The following is a 16,457-nucleotide window of genomic DNA, read 5'->3' as shown; positions in this document are numbered from 1 at the left end:
GTGAGATGCACTGTCGCCGAAATTCCAAGGGTTCCTGCTTAAAGCTAATCTGAGCAGGGTAAGCCGGCCCCTAAGACGAGCCCGAAGGGGGTAGTCGATGGGAACCACGTTAATATTCGTGGGCCTGGAGGTGTGTGACGGATGGCGTAAATGGTCTGGGCTTATTGGATTGCTCCAGGCTGTGAAGTTGTCCCAGGAAATAGCCCCTCCGTATAGACCGTACCCTAAACCGACACAGGTGGAATGGTAGAGTATACCAAGGCGTTTGAGAGAAGTATCCTGAAGGAACTCGGCAAATTGCCTCCGTACCTTCGGAAGAAGGAGGCCCCACATAAGCGCAAGCTCTTGTGGGGGGCACAGGCCAGGGGGTAGCGACTGTTTAGCAAAAACACAGGGCTCTGCTAAGTCGGCTTCAAGACGACGTATAGGGCCTGACGCCTGCCCGGTGCCTGAAGGTTAAGAGGAGGAGTGCAAGCTCTGAATTGAAGCCCAGGTAAACGGCGGCCGTAACTATAACGGTCCTAAGGTAGCGAAATTCCTTGTCGGGTAAGTTCCGACCTGCACGAATGGCGTAACGACTTCCCCACTGTCTCCAGGATATGCTCAGCGAAATTGAATTCTCCGTGAAGATGCGGAGTACCCGCGGTTAGACGGAAAGACCCCGTGCACCTTTACTGCAACTTCAGAGTGGCATTAGGAAAGAGCTGTGTAGCATAGGTGGGAGGCTTTGAAGCATCGACGCCAGTTGATGTGGAGCCATAGGTGAAATACCACCCTGCTGTTTTCTGATGTCTAACCTCGTACCGTTATCCGGTACAGGGACCCTCTGTGGTGGGTAGTTTGACTGGGGCGGTCGCCTCCTAAAGAGTAACGGAGGCGCGCGATGGTGGGCTCAGGACGGTTGGAAACCGTCTGTTAGAGTGCAATGGCATAAGCCCGCCTGACTGCGAGACTGACAAGTCGAGCAGAGACGAAAGTCGGTCATAGTGATCCGGTGGTCCCTCGTGGAAGGGCCATCGCTCAACGGATAAAAGGTACGCCGGGGATAACAGGCTGATGATTCCCAAGAGCTCATATCGACGGAATCGTTTGGCACCTCGATGTCGGCTCATCACATCCTGGGGCTGGAGCAGGTCCCAAGGGTTTGGCTGTTCGCCAATTAAAGTGGTACGTGAGCTGGGTTCAGAACGTCGCGAGACAGTTTGGTCCCTATCTGCCGTGGGCGTCGAAATTTGAGAGGAGTTGACCCTAGTACGAGAGGACCGGGTTGAACATACCTCTGGTGTACCAGTCGTTCCGCCAGGAGCGCAGCTGGGTAGCTATGTATGGACGGGATAACCGCTGAAAGCATCTAAGCGGGAAGCCTCCCTCAAGATAAGATTTCTCAGGACGGTCGAAGACCACGACCTTGATAGATCGGATGTGGAAGTGCGGTAACGCATGAAGCTAACCGATACTAATTGTCCTATTCGCGCTTAAACGGTTCACTTGTGAACCGCAGAGTCCCACCATCAACGACAATGCTGGTCTCCAGCGCATGTCAGCGATCGGTCGGTTGTTAAGCCAGCCCGGATATACGCTTACAAAACATACACCAAACGCGGCTGTTGCCGTGTTTGGCAAGCAAATACTCATGTGCACGGCATCGATCAAAAACCCATATATGCGCCAGCTTCATTGCTTGGTGACCATAGCGTCTGTGACCCACCCGATCCCATCCCGAACTCGGCCGTGAAACCAGTCTGCGCCGATGGTACTATTGCTCAAGCACTGGAAGAGTAGGGCGTCGCCAGGCATTGAAGCTCGCGCATATATCGGAAACAAAAACCCATTCATAACGTCTCATAAAAGGGCGACCCAAAAGGTCGCCCTTTTACCGTTGGTGACGCGGGATGAAGCAGCCCGCCGTCAGACCGCAAAAGCGGGATGACAAGCAAAAATGCTTCGCAGGCTGCAAAACGCAGCCCATGTTGGTGACGCGGGATGGAGCAGCCCGGTAGCTCGTCAGGCTCATAACCTGAAGGTCGTAGGTTCAAATCCTACTCCCGCAACCAACATATTCTGCAAAGCGCTTCCGGAATGGCCGCCAGCGCTTTTTCCTGCGTGATGACCAACGGAACTTCGCGACAGGCCGCGCAAGCCACTGGCCACAAAACAGCTTCCGCCCCGCGCCATGATCCTGCCGGCGTCAGCCGGTCAGTCATTCAGTTGCGGCAACGTCTGCTACCCACTCTTTTTGTCATTCCCGCGCAGGCGGGAGCCTGTCTCCCAACCTTTGACACGGTGCAAAGGCGGGATGTCGGTGAAGAGTCGCGCTCCTCTCCGCCACCCCGCTTGCGCGGAGATGACGGCATAGGAGTGGGGTGTCTGCAACCTACGCACATCGGCCATCACATTATGCGGCAGGGTCGCTTCGCTGCGGACGCAACCAGCCCCAAACGACAAAGGGCGCGGCAATCAGCGCCGCGCCCTTTCTCGTTGCTCTGTGACGCCGCTTATTCGCTGGCGTTGGCCGCGTTCGCTGCGGGGGCTTCCGTCGCATTGGCGGCATTGCCGGCTTCGGCGGCGTTGGCGCCTTCCGCTGCGGCAGGCGCGGCGTCGGCTGCGGGCAGCGGCAGGTTGGACCCCTGCGTGTTGAGCCAGGCGATCAGGTTGGCGCGATCGGCCGGATTGCCGAGCCCTGCAAAGGTCATCTTGGTGCCGGGCGCGAATTCACGCGGGCTTTTCAGCCAGTGATCGAGATTGTCGAAGCTCCATTCGCCGCCTTTGCTCTTGAGCGCGTCGGAGAAGGCGAAGCCGCCCTTGCCCTGGCCGATCGATTCGCCGACCGTGGCGTAGAGATTGGGACCGATGCCGTTGGCGCCGCCCTGGTTCACGGTGTGGCAGGCGGCGCATTTGGCGAACACCTTCTCACCGGCCGCGACGTCCGCGCTGGCCAGCAGGGTGTTGAGGCCGGGGCCGGTGTCGCCGCCCTCGCCCTCGGCTTCGACGCCTTCGATCGCGTAGCCCATCTTTTCGGGGCGTTCGTCATGGAAATATTTGGAACTGACGATCGCGCCACCCAGCGCGATGATCCCCGCAAACAAAGCCCAGCCCGCCACGGTGTTGAAACGATCGCCCATTTCGCTCGATTTCCCTTGCGCTTCTGTTCTGGCGGCTGTCTTCCGCGCCCCCTCTTGTGCGCTGCCATAATGGCGGACACGCCACCATGCAAGCCGGGTTGGCACGGTAAATCGCCCTTTGCGTGCGCGGACGCCGCGGCGATGCTTGCGTGGGGGCAGGTGAAACCCTAAGCGCGCAGCCAGTCATGGAAAATTATCCCGCCCCCGCCCGCGCGATCGTCGCCCAACTCGCGCAAAAGGCCGCCGCCGACCCGGCGCGCGCCGTCGCCTATCAGGGCGCGCCCGGCGCCAATTCGCATCTGGCCGCATTGGGCTATGCGCCCGATTGCGTGCCGCTGCCCTGCTTCGCGTTCGAGGATGCGATCGACGCGGTGCGGAACGGGCTGGCGGCGCGGGCGATTATTCCGATTGAAAACAGCCTGCACGGGCGAGTGGCGGACATGCATTTCCTGCTGCCCGAATCGGGGCTGAGCATCGTCGACGAATATTTCCTGCGTATCCGGCATTGCCTGATGGCGCCCGACGACAGCCCGGTAAAGAGCGCGATCAGCCATCCGCAGGCGCTGGGCCAGTGCCGCCATTATCTGCGCGAGCGCGGTATCCAGCCGGTCGCCTATGCCGATACGGCGGGCGCGGCGGCGCTGGTGGCGGAGACGCGCACGCCGGGCGAAGGGGCGATTGCGCCCTATCTGGCGGCGGAACTCTATGGGCTGCGCCTGATTGCCGAGAATATCGAGGATAGCGACGACAATATGACCCGCTTCCTGGTGCTGGCGCAGGAGGGCAGGATGCCGGTCGCCCATGTCGGGCCGGTGATGACGACATTCCTGTTCGAGGTGAAGAATGTGCCCGCCGCACTCTACAAGGCGATGGGCGGCTTTGCGACCAACGGGGTCAATATGACCAAGCTGGAAAGCTATCAGCGGGGCGCGAGTTTCGCCGCGACGGAGTTTTTCTGCGATATCGAGGGGATGCCGGGCGATCCGGCGGTGGACCGGGCTTTGGCGGAGCTGGAGTTCCACACCAAGTGGGTGCGGCAGTTGGGCAGCTATCGGCAGGCGCGGCCGCGGACTTAGGGTTGGCCGATATTCCGCCCATATGGGCCTGCAAGGCGCGCTCTTCTGCGCTCCGGCGCTCACGTACTTTAAGTATGCTGCGTCGGAACGAGGCGCGTGACTCGTTCCGAGCTACTCGAAAATCACGCTTTTCGGCTCCATCTGGACGAAATCTCGACCAACCCTATTCGTCACCTATCAAGAAGTCTGTATAGCGCTCCCCATGGTCGCAGCCATCCTTCTGTCCGCCCTGGCGATGAGCGTCATTGTTGGCGTCCGCTATCTGCTGGCGAGCGGCGGGTTTGCGCTGGCGACGCGGATTCGCCAGCCGGGGCTGTATCGCGGGCTGGAAAAGCAGATGGGGCGGGAGATCGGCTGGTCGCTGGCGTCCGCGCTGATCTATGGCGCGCCCGCCGGCGTGGTGGCCTGGGGCTGGCAGGAGCGAGGCTGGACGCGCATCTATAGCGACGTGCGGGATTTTCCGCTGTGGTGGCTGCCGCTGTCGGTGCTGCTATATCTGGCCGCGCACGACACATGGTTTTACTGGACGCATCGCTGGATGCACCGGCCCAAGCTATTCCGCATCGCCCATGCGGTGCATCATGCCAGCCGACCGCCGACCGCCTGGGCGGCGATGAGTTTCCATCCCTGGGAGGCGCTGACCGGGGCGGTGGTGATCCCGGCTCTGGTGTTCCTGATTCCCATCCATGTCGGCGCGCTGGGATGCGTGCTGACAATCATGACGATCATGGGGGTGAGCAACCATATGGGATGGGAGATGTTCCCCCGGTGGATGGTGCGCGGGCCGATGGGCGGGTGGTTGATAACCGCCACCCATCATCAGCGGCATCATGACCAGTATAATTGTAATTACGGGCTATATTTCCGCGTTTGGGACCGCCTGTGCGGCACCGATAAGGGGCTGGGCGATTTCAAGAAGGTGGGTGCGTGAGGCGGTTGGGAGCGCTATTGTTCATGGCCATTGCAGGATCGGGTGCAGGGGCGGCGGGGCAGCCCCAGGCGCTCAGCATGACGTTGGAGGGGCTGCGATCGACCAGAGGGCAGATATTGGTGTGCGTCACCCGATCGGCCGCGTATTTCCCAGATTGCGCCAAAGACCCTGACAAGCGGCATTTCGCGGTGCCGGTGAAGAGCGGGCCGATCCCGCTGGGCACGGTCGCGCCGGGCGATTATGCGATCGCCATCGTCCATGACGAAAATGGCAATGGCAAGCTGGACACATTCATGGGCATCCCGCGCGAGGGTGTGGGCTTTTCGCGCAATCCGGTGCTGCGTTTCGGCGCGCCGAGCTTTGGTTCGGCCAGTTTTCCGGTCGCGGGCGCGCCGGTGGAGCAGGCGATCAGGCTCAAATATTTCCTCTGAAACAGAGGGCGGGAACCTGTAACCCCCTCAAAACATTCTTAGGTCCAAACGCAGTTTTACGAATAGGGCCATCATGCATTTTTTCCGCAGCCGACTGGCCGCGACGATCGTCGCGGCCCTGCCCCTTTGCGGTCCCGCCATGGCGCAGGAGGAGGAGCAGCACAGCATGTTGACCATCGGCGCGGGGGCGGCGGTCATCCCCAGCTATGAAGGGGCCGATGAATATCGCGTGATGCCGATCGTGCAGGCGCGCGGCAAGGTGCGTGACTTCGCTTTCTGGACCCGTGGCACGGCGCTCTATGTCGATGCTATCCCCGATCCGACCGGCACAGGCTTTGACTTCGAACTTGGCCCGGTGGTCAATGTCCGGTTGGACCGCACCAGCCGCAAGGGGATCAAGGACGACGCCGTGCGGTTGCTGGGCAAGCGCGACATAGCGGTGGAGGTCGGCGGCTTCGTCGGCATCGGCAAGACCGGGGTCATCACCAGCGATTATGACAATCTCGCCGCGCGGGTCGCGGTGACCAAGGATGTCGCGGGCGCGCATGGCGGCGCCGTCATCACGCCCACGATCGAATATTACACGCCGCTGTCGATGACGAGTTTTGTCGGCGCGTCGGTGTCGGCGGATTATGTCGACAAAAAATATGGCCGCACTTATTTCGACATCACGCCGCAGGAGAGCCTGGCGAGCGGGCTGGCGGTCTATGACCGGGCCGGGCGCGGATCGGGCTTCAAGCGGTTGAACGTCAACCTTTCGGCCGGCAAGTCGTTGTCGGGCGACCTGCGCAAGGGCTGGGCCGTGTTCGGTGTCGCGGGCTATGCGCGGGTGCTAGGCAAATATGCGGATTCGCCCATCGTGGCGGACGTGGGGTCGCGCAACCAGTGGGTCGGCGCGATCGGCGTGGGCTACACCTTCTGATCCTTTCCCGCATCCGTCTTGTCCCAAAGGGGTGACGCCCCACATAAGGCGCGGTATGACGGCGGCGCATGACCGCATGGACAGGAGAAATGAAGCGTGGCGACCCTGGGATTGAGCGAGGCCGACAAGGCGGCCGTGGAGGCGTTTCGCCAGGATGTGGTGGAGCCTTCGCGCACGCAGTTGGTGATCGTCGATTTCTGGGCCGAATGGTGCGGCCCGTGCAAGCAACTGGCCCCGGTGATCGAGAAGGTCTGCGCCGACTATGCGGCCAAGGGCGTCAAGCTGGTCAAGGTCAATGTCGATGAGAATGGCTTCATCGCGAGCCAGTTTCGCGTGCAGTCGATCCCGACCGTCTATGCCGTGTTCCAGGGCCAGCCGGTCGCTGACCTGACGCAGGCGCGGACCGAAGGGCAGCTCAAGCAATATCTCGACCAGTTGCTGGCGCAATTGCCGATCGAATCGGACGAGAAGGCGCAGTTGCAGGAAATCGCGCCGCTGATCGCCATGGGCGAAGAGGTGCTGGCGGCGGGCGATGCCGAGCGCGCTTTGTCGGTGTTCGGTCAGATCGCCGAGATGGCGCCCGACAATGTCGAGGTGGCGTCCGGTCTGGCGCGGGCGCTGGTGGCGCTGGGGCGGCTGGACGAGGCGGAAGCGGTGCTGGATGCGCTGCCGGCCGATGTCGCCAGAAATGTCGCGATCGATCAGGCGCGCGCGGCGATCGCGCTGGCGCGGGACGTGAAGCCGGTCGCCGACCTGTCGAGCGTGCAGGCGAAGGTGGAGGCCGATCCCGACGATCATGAGGCGCGGTTCGAACTGGCCGGCGGGCTGATGGCCAATGGCGACCGCGATGGTGCGGCCGACGCGCTGCTGGAGATCGTGCGGCGCGACCGGGCCTGGAACGACGGTGCGGCGCGGGCGCAGTTGCTGACCATATTCGACGCGGTGGGGCTGGAAGATCCGTGGGTGTCGGCGCAGCGGCGCAAACTCTCCCAGATCCTGTTTTCGTAACCGCCATGCCACTGGCGCGCGTCTCAATCTTCCCATTGTCCGGCGCGCTGCTGTTGCCGGGGATGGACCTGCCGCTGCATATTTTCGAGCCGCGATACCGCGCGCTGATCCATGACGCGATGGCGCGCGACCGGCGGATCGGCATGATCCAGCCGCGCGGAACCGGCACCGTACCGCCCTTGTTCGATATGGGCTGTTTGGGTCATGTCAGTCAGATCGAAGCTTTGGAGGATGGGCGGTTCAATATCGTGCTGACCGGCCTGGCGCGGTTCCGGCTGGTGCGCGAATTGCAGGTGCCGACGCAATTTCGACAGATCGAGGCCGATGTCGAGCAGGCGCCGCAGGAAGATGAGGTGCTGCACATGGCGGAGCGGGCGGCGCTGGAGCAGGAATCGCGGCGCTTCGCCGATGCGCTGGGCTATGTGGTGGACTGGACCGCGGTGTCGCAACTGGACGATACCGCGCTGGTCAATGGCATCGCGCAGATCGTGCCGTTCGACCCGGCGGCCAAGCAGACATTGCTGGAGGCGGATACGCTGTCCGAACGGTCGGAGCGGATCATCCAGCTGATGCAGATCGTCGGCCGGATCGAGCGCGATGGCGGGGCGACGATGCAGTGAGCGGGCTGTGAGCGAAATTGCGCCGATTAATCCCTGGTTGCTGGAGAAGCTGGTCTGCCCGGTGACGCGGACGCCGTTGCGGTGGGATGCGGCGCGCAGCGCGCTGGTGTCGGACGCGGCGGGACTGGCCTTTCCGGTGCGCGATGGCGTGCCGGTGCTGGTGGTGCGGGAGGCTGTGGCACTTTGACCGTCTCACCCTTTTCCCGCCAGACCTCTTGGAGAGGTAGAGACCACCTGTCTCAAGGTCGGGTGTTATCGAAAGCCCCCACCCCAACCCCTCCCCTGAAGGGGAGGGATTTAAGATTTGAACGCGGCGATGCATTCCACCTCTAGCGGCGCGCCCAGCGCCAGGCCGTCGGCGCCGAAGGCGCTGCGGGTGGGAAGGCGTTTGCCTTCGAAATAGGGGAGATAGGCGGCGTTGAAGCGGGGCCAGTCGGCCATGTCGTCCAGCATGACCGTGCATTTGACGACATGGCCGAAATCCAGGCCATTGCTCGCCAATATCTTGCCGATCGAATCCATCGCCCCCTTCACCGCGGCGTCGAAGCCTTCCTTATGCTTGTCCATGCCTTCGGGCGCCTGACCGATCTGGCCGGACATGAAGAGGAGGTCGCCGACCCGGATCGACGGCGAAAAGGGGAGCTTGGCGGGCAGGGCTTGCGGCGCGACGGCGGGCTGGGCCAAAGCGGTTTGCATGAGGGCGGGTGTGGCGGCGAGCAGCAGGGCGGTGGCGAGAAGGCGCTTCATAAGTCTCTCCCTAAAATGTCAGGCGCGCGGTAGCGCGGCGAGCAGGCGGTCCACATCATGCATATCGTTGAAGATCGATGGCGCGATGCGGAAATGATGGTCGTGCAGCGAAATACGCACCTGCGCCTTGGCCAGCGGGTCGGCGAGGCGGGTCTTCGCGTCGGGCAGCAGGGCGGTCAGCAGCGGCGTTCGCGTGCCGGGCGGGGTGATGAGGCGGTAGCCCTTGGCGGTCAGGCCGTCGCGGAGCGGGGCGATCAGGCTTTGGGCATGAGCCTGGATCGCGGGGACGGTGAGGGTCGCGATATGGTCGAGGCCATGGTCGATCGCGGCGACCACCGCCTGGGCATAGGTGCCGGTGCCGAAATGGCCGAGCGCGCCGGGACGGATGGCGTAGCTGACGGGTTCATTGCCCGGAGCGTCCATTGGATAGACATGGGTTTGCGGCGGGGACAGGCCGATGCCGGGCGGGGCGCCAGGCGCGGCGAAGCCATAATAGCCGAAATCGGCCAGCGGCAGGGCGTCCAGCACGCCCCGCCGGGCATAGAGGAAGCCGAGGCCGAAATCGCCCATCAGCCATTTATAGGTCGCGCAGGCAGCGAAATCGACGCTGCTGGCGTGGAGATCGACGGGAATCGCGCCGGCGGCATGGATGATGTCGGCATAGACCAGTGCGCCGGCGGCATGGACGAGGTCGCAGACGGCCTTCAGGTCGTGCTGGAAGCCATTATAGGTGGAAACGAGCGAGAGGCTGACCAGCGTCGTGCCGGGGGTGATGGCTTTGGCCATGTCGTCCATCGCGATGCGGCCGTCGCGCGCCTGCACCCAGGCGACATCGACGCCCTGTTTCGCCAGTTCCCGATACATGGGGAAGCCGGCGTAGAAATGCAGCGTGTCGGTGACGACCCGGCCGCCCTTGTGCGGGAAGCCGAGCGCGCGGAGCACGGCCTGTTCGCCCATGGTGGTGGACTGGACCCAGCAAAGTTCGTCCGGGTCGGCGTTCACCAGTCGCGCGAATTTGGCGATGGTGGCGGCGCGGTCCACAGGCCTCAGCGCCGCGGCGGCGGGATCGAGCGTGCGGGCGGCGACATAGGCGTCCATCGCTGCGCGCGCGCCCAGGCTGATCGGGTGGGTAGAGGCGCTGTCGAGATAGGCGATGGGGGTGGCGGCGAAGCTGGATCTGTCCGGCAGGCTGGGCTTGCTGGCGCGGCCCGCCTGCGCCGCTTGCGCCGCCAGTGGGACGGCGATCGCCGCGCCCAAGGCCTGACGGCGGCTGATCGTCATGCCATGACCTTGAGGAAGGCCGCCTTGAACGCCTGCATTTCGGCCGGGCTGCCAAAGGAGACGCGGACCCAGTCGTCCATATGTTTGCGCGGGCCGCCGATGAATATGCCCGCCTGCGCCAGCGCGGCGGTGACGGCGGCGCCGGGGCGGCCGACATGGATCATGGCGAAACTGGCCTGGCTGGGCAGGTAGCGCAGCCCCCTGGCGTCGAGCCAGGCGAACAGATCGTCGCGCACCGCCTTGTTTTCCGCCTTGCGGGTCGGGAGCAGGGTCGGGTCAAGCAGGCTGGCCTCCGCCGCAAGCACGGCCGGCATCGGCGTGATGTTGGTGCCGTAGCGCGCCATGCCGTCGAGCAGATCCTTGCGCCCGGCGATCAGGCCGCAGCGCAGGCCGGCCAGGCCGTAGATTTTCGAAAAGGTGCGGGTCACCAGCAGGTCAGCTTGCCTCGCGACGAGGTCGAGGCAGCTTTGGGCGTCGCTGAAATGGATATAGGCTTCGTCCACCAGCAGGATGCTGCCCCTGGGCTTATTGGTCAGCAGCCAGTCGATATCGGCGCGGGTGGTGGTGAGGCCGGTCGGGTTGTTGGGATTGCACAGATAATAGACGCCGGCGTCGGGCGCAGCGGCCAGCAGCTTGCGCGGGTCGGCGGCGAAATCGCCCGACAGCGGGACCGCGACCGAGCGGGTGATGCTGGCATTGTCGAGGCCGAGAAAACCCTGGTCGAAAGTCGGTTCGAAATAGGCGATCGGCCGGTCGACGCTGGAGTAGCTGAGCGCCACCGAGCGCAGCGGCATGAAGGAGCCGGGATGGACCTGCACCTGTGTCGGCGACAGGCCGTTCTGGCGCGCGAAGAGGCTTTCGAGCTTCCCGGCAAAGGCCATGCCGTAGCGGCCCGACAGCGGCGGCAGCTTCGCCAGCGCGGCGAGCGCCGCGGGGCAGGGGCCGACCGGATGTTCGTTGCTGTTGATATAGACAGCGTCGGTCAGGCTCGCAGCCATGCCGGCTGGATCGTCGGGCAGGTCGACCTTGCGCCCGCGCTGGGCGAGCGCGGGGACCGGGGCGGTGGCTGCGCTCGCGACGGTAGCGGCGCCGATCGCGCCGCGCATCAGCATTCGGCGGGATAGGGGGGCGGCGTCGGTCATTCTTCGCTTGCCCGGATGGCGGCGGCGATGCGCTTCACATCGGCTTCGCTGACCGGATCGGCATAGCTGTTGTCGAAATGGGTGCGGACATAGCCGACCACGGCGGCGACCTGGCCGGGGGTGAGCATTTCGGAGAACCAGGGCATCCCGCCCTGGCCCTTCATCACGACGGTGATCGGATAGTCCGCCGAGGCCAGCTTGGCATTATGGGCCAGCGCCGGGACGGTGCCGTCGGGCGACCCCTGCGCATGGTCGAGATGGCAGGCGGCGCAGACCTGCTTATAGACCTGCTCGCCATCGGGCAGCGCCAGCTTGACCGGGCGGCCGCCGGGGGAATCCGCGAGCGCGGGCGTGGCGGCCAGCGCCGCGAGAACGCCGAGGCGCAGGAGCGCGCGCCGCATCTCAGGCCGCCTGCGCATGGTCGTGGATCTGGGTGATCGCGTCCATGCCCGACAGGATGGAGCCTTCCATCCAGCCGCCATAGTAGCTGGCATGTTCGCCCGCCATCACCACGCGATTGTCGAGCGTGACGAGAGCCTTGTAATGCGCCTTGCGGTTGTCCTCGCTCCAGGTGGAGGTGCAGCCCAATATCCACGGCACCCGGCTCCAAGGCACGGATACGCCGTTCATATATTCCTTGCGATATTGCGGGTGGAACACTTCGCCCTGTTTCAGCGCGGTTTCGATCCGCTGCTGCGGCGTCATGCCGGCGAGCTGGAAGCCTGCGAGATCGCGGGCGAAAGCGCCGAGCAGCACGGCAGGGCCGGACCCGAACATCCTGTCATTGGGATAGGAGAGCTGGGTGATCGACTGGTCGGTGAAGCTGTGGCCGCCATAGATATTGTCGTCCTCCTCCCAGAAGCGGCGCTTGAATTCGAGGCCGATCTTGACGTGGCCGCCATAGGGCACCGCCTTCATCGCGGCCTTGAGCGCCGGGGACACCTGCATGTCGACCTGGCTGATGATCGAGAGCGGGATGGTGCAGACGCAATAATCGGCGCTGACATCGTGCATCTGGCCGGTGGCGACATCCTTGTAGCTGACGGTCACGCCCTTGTCGGATTGGGCGACCTTCACCGCCTTGGCGTTGTAGGTGACGATCTTGCCGATCTGCTTCGCGAACGCCTTGCCGATCATGTCCATGCCGCCGACAGGTTGGAACATCGTCGTCTGCATCACATAGCTGAAATAGAAGGACATGGCGGTCCAGACCTGCGGGTCGAGTACGTCCTGGAGCTTGGCGATCTGCGAGGGGGTGGGGGCGCCGTTGCGACCGCCGCCGGGCGCCTGGGCGTAGCCGCGCTGGGCGGAGACCTTGAGGCTGCTGGTATAGGCCAGATTCTTGTCGAGCACGCCCCAGCCGCGCAGCGCCTCCATCAGCTTTTCCTGATCCTCGGCGGACAGCTTGTCGTCCAGCGCCTTGGCGCTGATCGCCTTGGCCAGCAGTTCGGAGGTGTGGCCCTTGAAGTCGGTCGCGACTTCCTTGTAGCGCATCGGCTTGCCGCCAAAGGCTTCGGTCGAATGGATGAAGCCGTTGTGGTTGAGCTGGATGAAGGGCTCCAGCGCGACGCCGAACTGGCGGCAATAATGGAGCAGCGCCTTGTGATGGTGCGGGATGCGCCAGGGGCCGGGATTGAGGTAATTGCCCGCCGCGAACTGCACCTTCTGCACCGTGCCGTCGCTTTCGGTGAAGCTGTCGCCGCCGCGCAGCGAATAGTTGCGGCCGCCGGGGCGATCCTGAAATTCCAGGATTTTGACCGCATAGCCGGCCTTTTGCAGCTCATAGGCGGCGGCCATGCCGGCAAGGCCCGCGCCCAGGATGACGACCGATGCGCCGGGTTTCGCGCCCGACAGGACCGGGGGGCCGGTGAACTGGGTTTCGGCGGCGTGGCCGAGCGCGGTCATCGCCTGATACATGGCGGCGGCGCCGCCGACCTTGCCGATCATGGTCAGGAGGTCGCGGCGGCTGGGCGCGGTGCTGTCGGTCATGATATCCCCCTATTGGAACGCGCTCAGGGCGCCTTGGCGGCGATCGCCTCGATCTCGACCAGTTGTTGCGGCCGGGCGAGGCCGGCGATCTGGAAGGCGGAGCGCGTCGGCAGGTTCGGCTGGTCGGCCGTGCCGAAGAATTTCTTGTACGCGCGGGTCATGCCGTCGCGGTCCATCTTGCCGCCCAGCCTGGGGTCGCCGACCAGAAAGACGGTGAGTTTGACGACGTCGCCCATGGTGAGGCCCATGTCGGCCAGTTGCGCCTTCATCCTGGTGAAGATGGAGAGGGTCTGCGCTTCGGTATCGCCGAAGGCGTCCGGGCTTTCCATGTCCTTGGGATCGATCGGCGCGCCGGTGGCGCCGGAGAGATAATAGAGGGTGCTGCCGGGCGGGATGATCGCGGCGCTTGCGATCATGGCGCCGGGCGCCTGCTTATGTTCGACGGTAGCGGCATGAGCGGAAGGTACGGCCATGGCGGCCAGCAGGAAGGCGAAACGCGCTGTCATGGACAATCCCCCATATGAAGATGGCAAGGAAAAGGGCCGGTCCTTGGCGAACCGGCCCTTGTCTTCGTGACTTCGATCAGAATTTGAAGTCGATGCGCGCGTAATAATAGCCGCCCGCCGATCCATAGGCCCCGTGGCCGTAATAGGAGTTCCAGGTCGTTGTCCCATTTTCATAGGGCGACTGGCCAGGAAGTACGGTCACGCCGGTCAGCAGTTTGGGCTTTTCAGGTCGCTTGTCGAACAGGTTGTTAGCGCCGATCGAGAAGGTCACATTGTCGGTGAAATCATAGCCCATTTCCAGATCGGTGATCCCGGTCGCCTTGACCACGCCATCCCGTTCCTGCGACTGGCCATTGAGCGCGGCCGCCGACAGGGCGGAGCGGACAAGCACGCTGGTCTTGCCGTAGAAGGTTTGACGTAGGTTGGCAGAGAAGGGACCGCTGGAGAAGTTAACGCCAGCGACGACCTTATATTCAGGCGACGCATCCTCGATATAGCTTTCCGAAACGGTGCTGAACAAGGTCGGGTTCTTGTTGTCGGTGATCTTCGTCTTGTTGTAGTTGGCGGTCAGCGACAGGTCGAGCTTGCCGAAATCGAGTGCGATCGGGTAACGGGCCGCGAAATCGATGCCATAGGTTTCGGTGTCGATCAGGTTGGTGAAGCTGGCTACGCCCAGCGTTTGCAGTCCAGTATCCAGCACAAGGCCGGTCGAGGCGATCGCCGCCAATATATCTTCCGCACCCGCCACTGGCAGGCCGCCCTGAATGGCCGGCAGCGACGCGGTGGCCGAAATGCGGTTCTTGATCTTGATATAATAGCCGTCGATGGTGATCGCCAGACGAGGGATCGGCCGCAGTACGATACCGGCCGAGAAGTTGGTCGATTTTTCGGGCTTGAGCGCGTTGAAGCCCAGCAGCATCGCGGCGGGCGAACCGGCCGGAAGCTGAAGAACCGCGCTGGTCGGGCCAACATTGACGGTCGAGTAGAAGGATTCGGCGAGCGTGGGCGCACGGAAGCCAGTGCTGGCCGTGCCGCGAATCGCGAATGCGTCCGAGAAGTCGTAGCGCGTCGTGATCTTGCCGATCTTGGTATCGCCAAAGTCGCTATAATCTTCGTAGCGGCCCGCCAGATCGACGGTCCAGCCATCGACTGGGGTGGCGATCAGATTGATATAGCCGGCCTTCGAACTGCGGCTATGCTTGCCCGCATCGACATCCTTGTAGCCGGGGAAGGACTGGACGCCTTCCTTGTAAGTCGCGGCGAAGTCGCCGGCCACGATTTCATAGGTGTCGCGCCGATATTCGCCGCCAAAGGCGAGGGTCAGCGGCGCGGCCATGCCGACGTCGAATTCCTTGCGGATGTCGAGCGTGTTGGTCAGCTGGCTCAGCTTGAATCCGCCGTCATAGGCGTCGGTCACCGTGTTGGGGGTGACGGTCGAACCCGGCAGCAGAGAGGATTGATAGGATTCGATCCAGAGGGCGCGATGCGCCGATTCGATCGTCCAGATCTTGTTCTGATCATAGCCGTATGTGGTGCTGAGATCATAGTTCCAGCCTTCGCCAAATTCGCCCTTGGCGCCAACGGTGAAACTATATTCCTTCTGTTCCACCTTCTGCTGCGGCACCATGCCGAACGTGCCGGTGTCGCCAAAGCAGGTCGACAGGTCCGTTGCGCTGGCGCAGATGCGGTTGGGTGGGCGATAGCCCTGTTTGGCATAGCCAACGCGACGGGACACGTCGCCGAAGCTGTAGAGTTCGACCCCGCCGAAATCATAGCCCATATTGTAGAAGAGCAAGTTCAACTGCGACTTGGCCTGGCCGCCGTTGATGCCGTTGAGGTCGAGGCCAGCCCAGGCCGGATCATAATAGTTGTTGGTCGACCCGAACTGTCCGGGATAGGTGCCCGCCATATTGACATAAGGATTGCCGTCAATGTCGGCCATGGTGACCTGACCGGTGCCGGTCGAGGTGTAGCTTTGGCGGCGATGGAAGGCGGTAAGGTTGAAATAGCCGTCCTCGCCCAGTTTGAAGCCGACATTGCCCGAAGCGGAGAAGAGTTCGCCTTCGCTGTTATAATATTGGCCGCCGGTGACCTTGAAAGTGCCGCCTTCGGACTGGTCTTTCAGGATCAGGTTGATGGCGCCCGCAATCGCGTCCGTGCCGTACACGGCGGCCGCGCCGTCCTGCAGCACTTCGATGCGCGACACGGCGTCGGGCGGAATGAGGTCGATGGAGGGCGCGGCCGAACCCTGGAACGGGCCTGCGATCACCTGAAGGATGGCCGAACCGTGGCGACGCTTGCCATTGACCATGACCAGCGTGTGGTTGGGGCTGAGGCCGCGCAGGCGAGCCGACAGCGAAAAATTCGACATGTCGGTGCCCTGCGTCTGGGCGGTGAAGGACGGGACCATCTGGGTCAGCGCCTGATTGAGGTTCGGCTGGCCGACATGGCTCAGCGCCTCTTGGCTGAAAACCTGCACCGGCGCGGCGCTGTCGGCCGCCTGCATGCCGACGGCGCGGGTGCCGGTGACGATGATGGCGGCGCCGTCATCGGTCTGCGGTTCCTGCGGCGCGTCCTGCGCGATGGCGCAGACGGACCAGGACGAAGCCAGAATAAGTGAAAGTTTGAGCGCGGACAGTCGCGTCATTCATGCCCCCTGTTTTTGCATTATGATGACAAGGG

At 63.3% G+C, this 16,457-nt stretch carries 15 protein-coding genes, 1 tRNA gene and 2 rRNA genes (1 of these 18 cut by a window edge); 10 read left to right on the top strand and 8 right to left on the bottom strand.

The genetic code is table 11. From position 1 onward, the window contains the following. The 3 genes from V473_RS12980 to V473_RS12970 all read left to right on the top strand — a co-directional run. A 23S ribosomal RNA gene (locus V473_RS12980) occupies window positions 1-1,479 on the top strand (it extends 1,342 nt beyond the left edge of the window). 201 nt (window positions 1,480-1,680) lie between these two features. Next, window positions 1,681-1,795 (top strand): 5S ribosomal RNA (gene rrf / locus V473_RS12975). Window positions 1,796-1,977: 182 nt separating this feature from the next. Further along, window positions 1,978-2,054 (top strand) — tRNA-Met (locus tag V473_RS12970). 441 nt (window positions 2,055-2,495) lie between these two features. Here the strand turns inward: V473_RS12970 and V473_RS12965 are convergent. Continuing rightward, window positions 2,496-3,122, bottom strand: a complete 627-nt coding sequence (locus V473_RS12965; protein WP_066604732.1) for a c-type cytochrome — start codon at window positions 3,120-3,122, stop codon at window positions 2,496-2,498. Window positions 3,123-3,307: 185 nt separating this feature from the next. On the opposite strand from V473_RS12965, the gene V473_RS12960 reads away from it, so the two are divergent. From V473_RS12960 to V473_RS12930, 7 genes are all read left to right on the top strand, one after another. Next, on the top strand, window positions 3,308-4,198 hold the full coding sequence (locus tag V473_RS12960) for a prephenate dehydratase (RefSeq protein ID WP_066604729.1): 891 nt from the start codon (window positions 3,308-3,310) through the stop codon (window positions 4,196-4,198). A gap of 202 nt (window positions 4,199-4,400) precedes the next feature. Beyond that, window positions 4,401-5,129 carry a sterol desaturase family protein gene (locus tag V473_RS12955; protein WP_066604727.1) on the top strand — a complete coding sequence of 243 codons (729 nt, stop codon included), beginning with the start codon at window positions 4,401-4,403 and terminating at the stop codon, window positions 5,127-5,129. A 23-nt stretch (window positions 5,130-5,152) separates the two neighbouring features. Next, window positions 5,153-5,560: a DUF2141 domain-containing protein gene (locus tag V473_RS12950; protein ID WP_066604726.1), complete on the top strand. Its 408-nt coding sequence runs from the start codon at window positions 5,153-5,155 to the stop codon at window positions 5,558-5,560. 73 nt (window positions 5,561-5,633) lie between these two features. After that, entirely contained in the window at window positions 5,634-6,482 is an 849-nt protein-coding gene (locus tag V473_RS12945; RefSeq protein WP_066604722.1) for a MipA/OmpV family protein, read from the top strand. Between the two features lie 96 nt (window positions 6,483-6,578). Continuing rightward, complete coding sequence (locus tag V473_RS12940; protein ID WP_066604719.1) at window positions 6,579-7,490, top strand: tetratricopeptide repeat protein; 912 nt, start codon at window positions 6,579-6,581, stop codon at window positions 7,488-7,490. Window positions 7,491-7,495: 5 nt separating this feature from the next. Continuing rightward, window positions 7,496-8,110: an LON peptidase substrate-binding domain-containing protein gene (locus tag V473_RS12935; protein ID WP_066604716.1), complete on the top strand. Its 615-nt coding sequence runs from the start codon at window positions 7,496-7,498 to the stop codon at window positions 8,108-8,110. Continuing rightward, window positions 8,088-8,297, top strand: a complete 210-nt coding sequence (locus V473_RS12930) for a Trm112 family protein (RefSeq protein WP_066604713.1) — start codon at window positions 8,088-8,090, stop codon at window positions 8,295-8,297. Before V473_RS12935 ends, V473_RS12930 begins: the two co-directional genes overlap by 23 nt. A 110-nt stretch (window positions 8,298-8,407) precedes the next feature. Here V473_RS12930 and V473_RS12925 read toward each other — a convergent pair whose 3' ends face one another. From V473_RS12925 to V473_RS12895, 7 genes are all read right to left on the bottom strand, one after another. Further along, window positions 8,408-8,857: a RidA family protein gene (locus V473_RS12925; protein WP_066604710.1), complete on the bottom strand. Its 450-nt coding sequence runs from the start codon at window positions 8,855-8,857 to the stop codon at window positions 8,408-8,410. A gap of 18 nt (window positions 8,858-8,875) precedes the next feature. After that, window positions 8,876-10,138, bottom strand: coding sequence for an aminotransferase class V-fold PLP-dependent enzyme (locus V473_RS12920; RefSeq protein WP_066604707.1), 1,263 nt, complete (start codon window positions 10,136-10,138; stop codon window positions 8,876-8,878). Further along, on the bottom strand, window positions 10,135-11,280 hold the full coding sequence (locus tag V473_RS12915) for an aminotransferase class I/II-fold pyridoxal phosphate-dependent enzyme (protein WP_066604705.1): 1,146 nt from the start codon (window positions 11,278-11,280) through the stop codon (window positions 10,135-10,137). The genes V473_RS12920 and V473_RS12915 overlap by 4 nt, the downstream gene beginning before the upstream one ends. Next, the gene (locus V473_RS12910) at window positions 11,277-11,681 is read right to left on the bottom strand and encodes a c-type cytochrome (RefSeq protein WP_066604703.1); all 405 of its coding nucleotides are present in this window, start codon (window positions 11,679-11,681) and stop codon (window positions 11,277-11,279) included. Before V473_RS12910 ends, V473_RS12915 begins: the two co-directional genes overlap by 4 nt. A gap of 1 nt (window position 11,682) precedes the next feature. Then, window positions 11,683-13,269 (bottom strand): flavin monoamine oxidase family protein, encoded by a 1,587-nt coding sequence (locus V473_RS12905; protein ID WP_066604700.1) that lies wholly within the window; start codon window positions 13,267-13,269, stop codon window positions 11,683-11,685. Window positions 13,270-13,292: 23 nt separating this feature from the next. After that, window positions 13,293-13,775, bottom strand: a complete 483-nt coding sequence (locus V473_RS12900) for a RidA family protein (RefSeq protein WP_066604697.1) — start codon at window positions 13,773-13,775, stop codon at window positions 13,293-13,295. Between the two features lie 76 nt (window positions 13,776-13,851). Beyond that, complete coding sequence (locus V473_RS12895) at window positions 13,852-16,422, bottom strand: TonB-dependent receptor plug domain-containing protein (protein ID WP_066604694.1); 2,571 nt, start codon at window positions 16,420-16,422, stop codon at window positions 13,852-13,854. Between the last annotated feature and the right edge of the window lie 35 nt (window positions 16,423-16,457).

The sequence above is a fragment of the Sphingobium cupriresistens LL01 genome (assembly GCF_001046645.1).
Lineage (GTDB): Bacteria > Pseudomonadota > Alphaproteobacteria > Sphingomonadales > Sphingomonadaceae > Sphingobium > Sphingobium cupriresistens.
Note: the sequence above shows the minus strand (reverse complement) of the source record. Positions and strands in the feature narration are given on the sequence as shown.

What these genes read in the sequence shown, in the direction of transcription:
- V473_RS12965 (WP_066604732.1), bottom strand. Translation starts at nt 3,122, where the DNA reads ATGGGCGATCGTTTCAACACCGTGGCGGGCTGGGCTTTGTTTGCGGGG.
- V473_RS12960 (WP_066604729.1), top strand. Translation starts at nt 3,308, where the DNA reads ATGGAAAATTATCCCGCCCCCGCCCGCGCGATCGTCGCCCAACTCGCG.
- V473_RS12955 (WP_066604727.1), top strand. Translation starts at nt 4,401, where the DNA reads ATGGTCGCAGCCATCCTTCTGTCCGCCCTGGCGATGAGCGTCATTGTT.
- V473_RS12950 (WP_066604726.1), top strand. Translation starts at nt 5,153, where the DNA reads ATGGCCATTGCAGGATCGGGTGCAGGGGCGGCGGGGCAGCCCCAGGCG.
- V473_RS12945 (WP_066604722.1), top strand. Translation starts at nt 5,634, where the DNA reads ATGCATTTTTTCCGCAGCCGACTGGCCGCGACGATCGTCGCGGCCCTG.
- V473_RS12935 (WP_066604716.1), top strand. Translation starts at nt 7,496, where the DNA reads ATGCCACTGGCGCGCGTCTCAATCTTCCCATTGTCCGGCGCGCTGCTG.
- V473_RS12930 (WP_066604713.1), top strand. Translation starts at nt 8,088, where the DNA reads ATGGCGGGGCGACGATGCAGTGAGCGGGCTGTGAGCGAAATTGCGCCG.
- V473_RS12925 (WP_066604710.1), bottom strand. Translation starts at nt 8,857, where the DNA reads ATGAAGCGCCTTCTCGCCACCGCCCTGCTGCTCGCCGCCACACCCGCC.
- V473_RS12920 (WP_066604707.1), bottom strand. Translation starts at nt 10,138, where the DNA reads ATGACGATCAGCCGCCGTCAGGCCTTGGGCGCGGCGATCGCCGTCCCA.
- V473_RS12915 (WP_066604705.1), bottom strand. Translation starts at nt 11,280, where the DNA reads ATGACCGACGCCGCCCCCCTATCCCGCCGAATGCTGATGCGCGGCGCG.
- V473_RS12910 (WP_066604703.1), bottom strand. Translation starts at nt 11,681, where the DNA reads ATGCGGCGCGCGCTCCTGCGCCTCGGCGTTCTCGCGGCGCTGGCCGCC.
- V473_RS12905 (WP_066604700.1), bottom strand. Translation starts at nt 13,269, where the DNA reads ATGACCGACAGCACCGCGCCCAGCCGCCGCGACCTCCTGACCATGATC.
- V473_RS12900 (WP_066604697.1), bottom strand. Translation starts at nt 13,775, where the DNA reads ATGACAGCGCGTTTCGCCTTCCTGCTGGCCGCCATGGCCGTACCTTCC.
- V473_RS12895 (WP_066604694.1), bottom strand. Translation starts at nt 16,422, where the DNA reads ATGACGCGACTGTCCGCGCTCAAACTTTCACTTATTCTGGCTTCGTCC.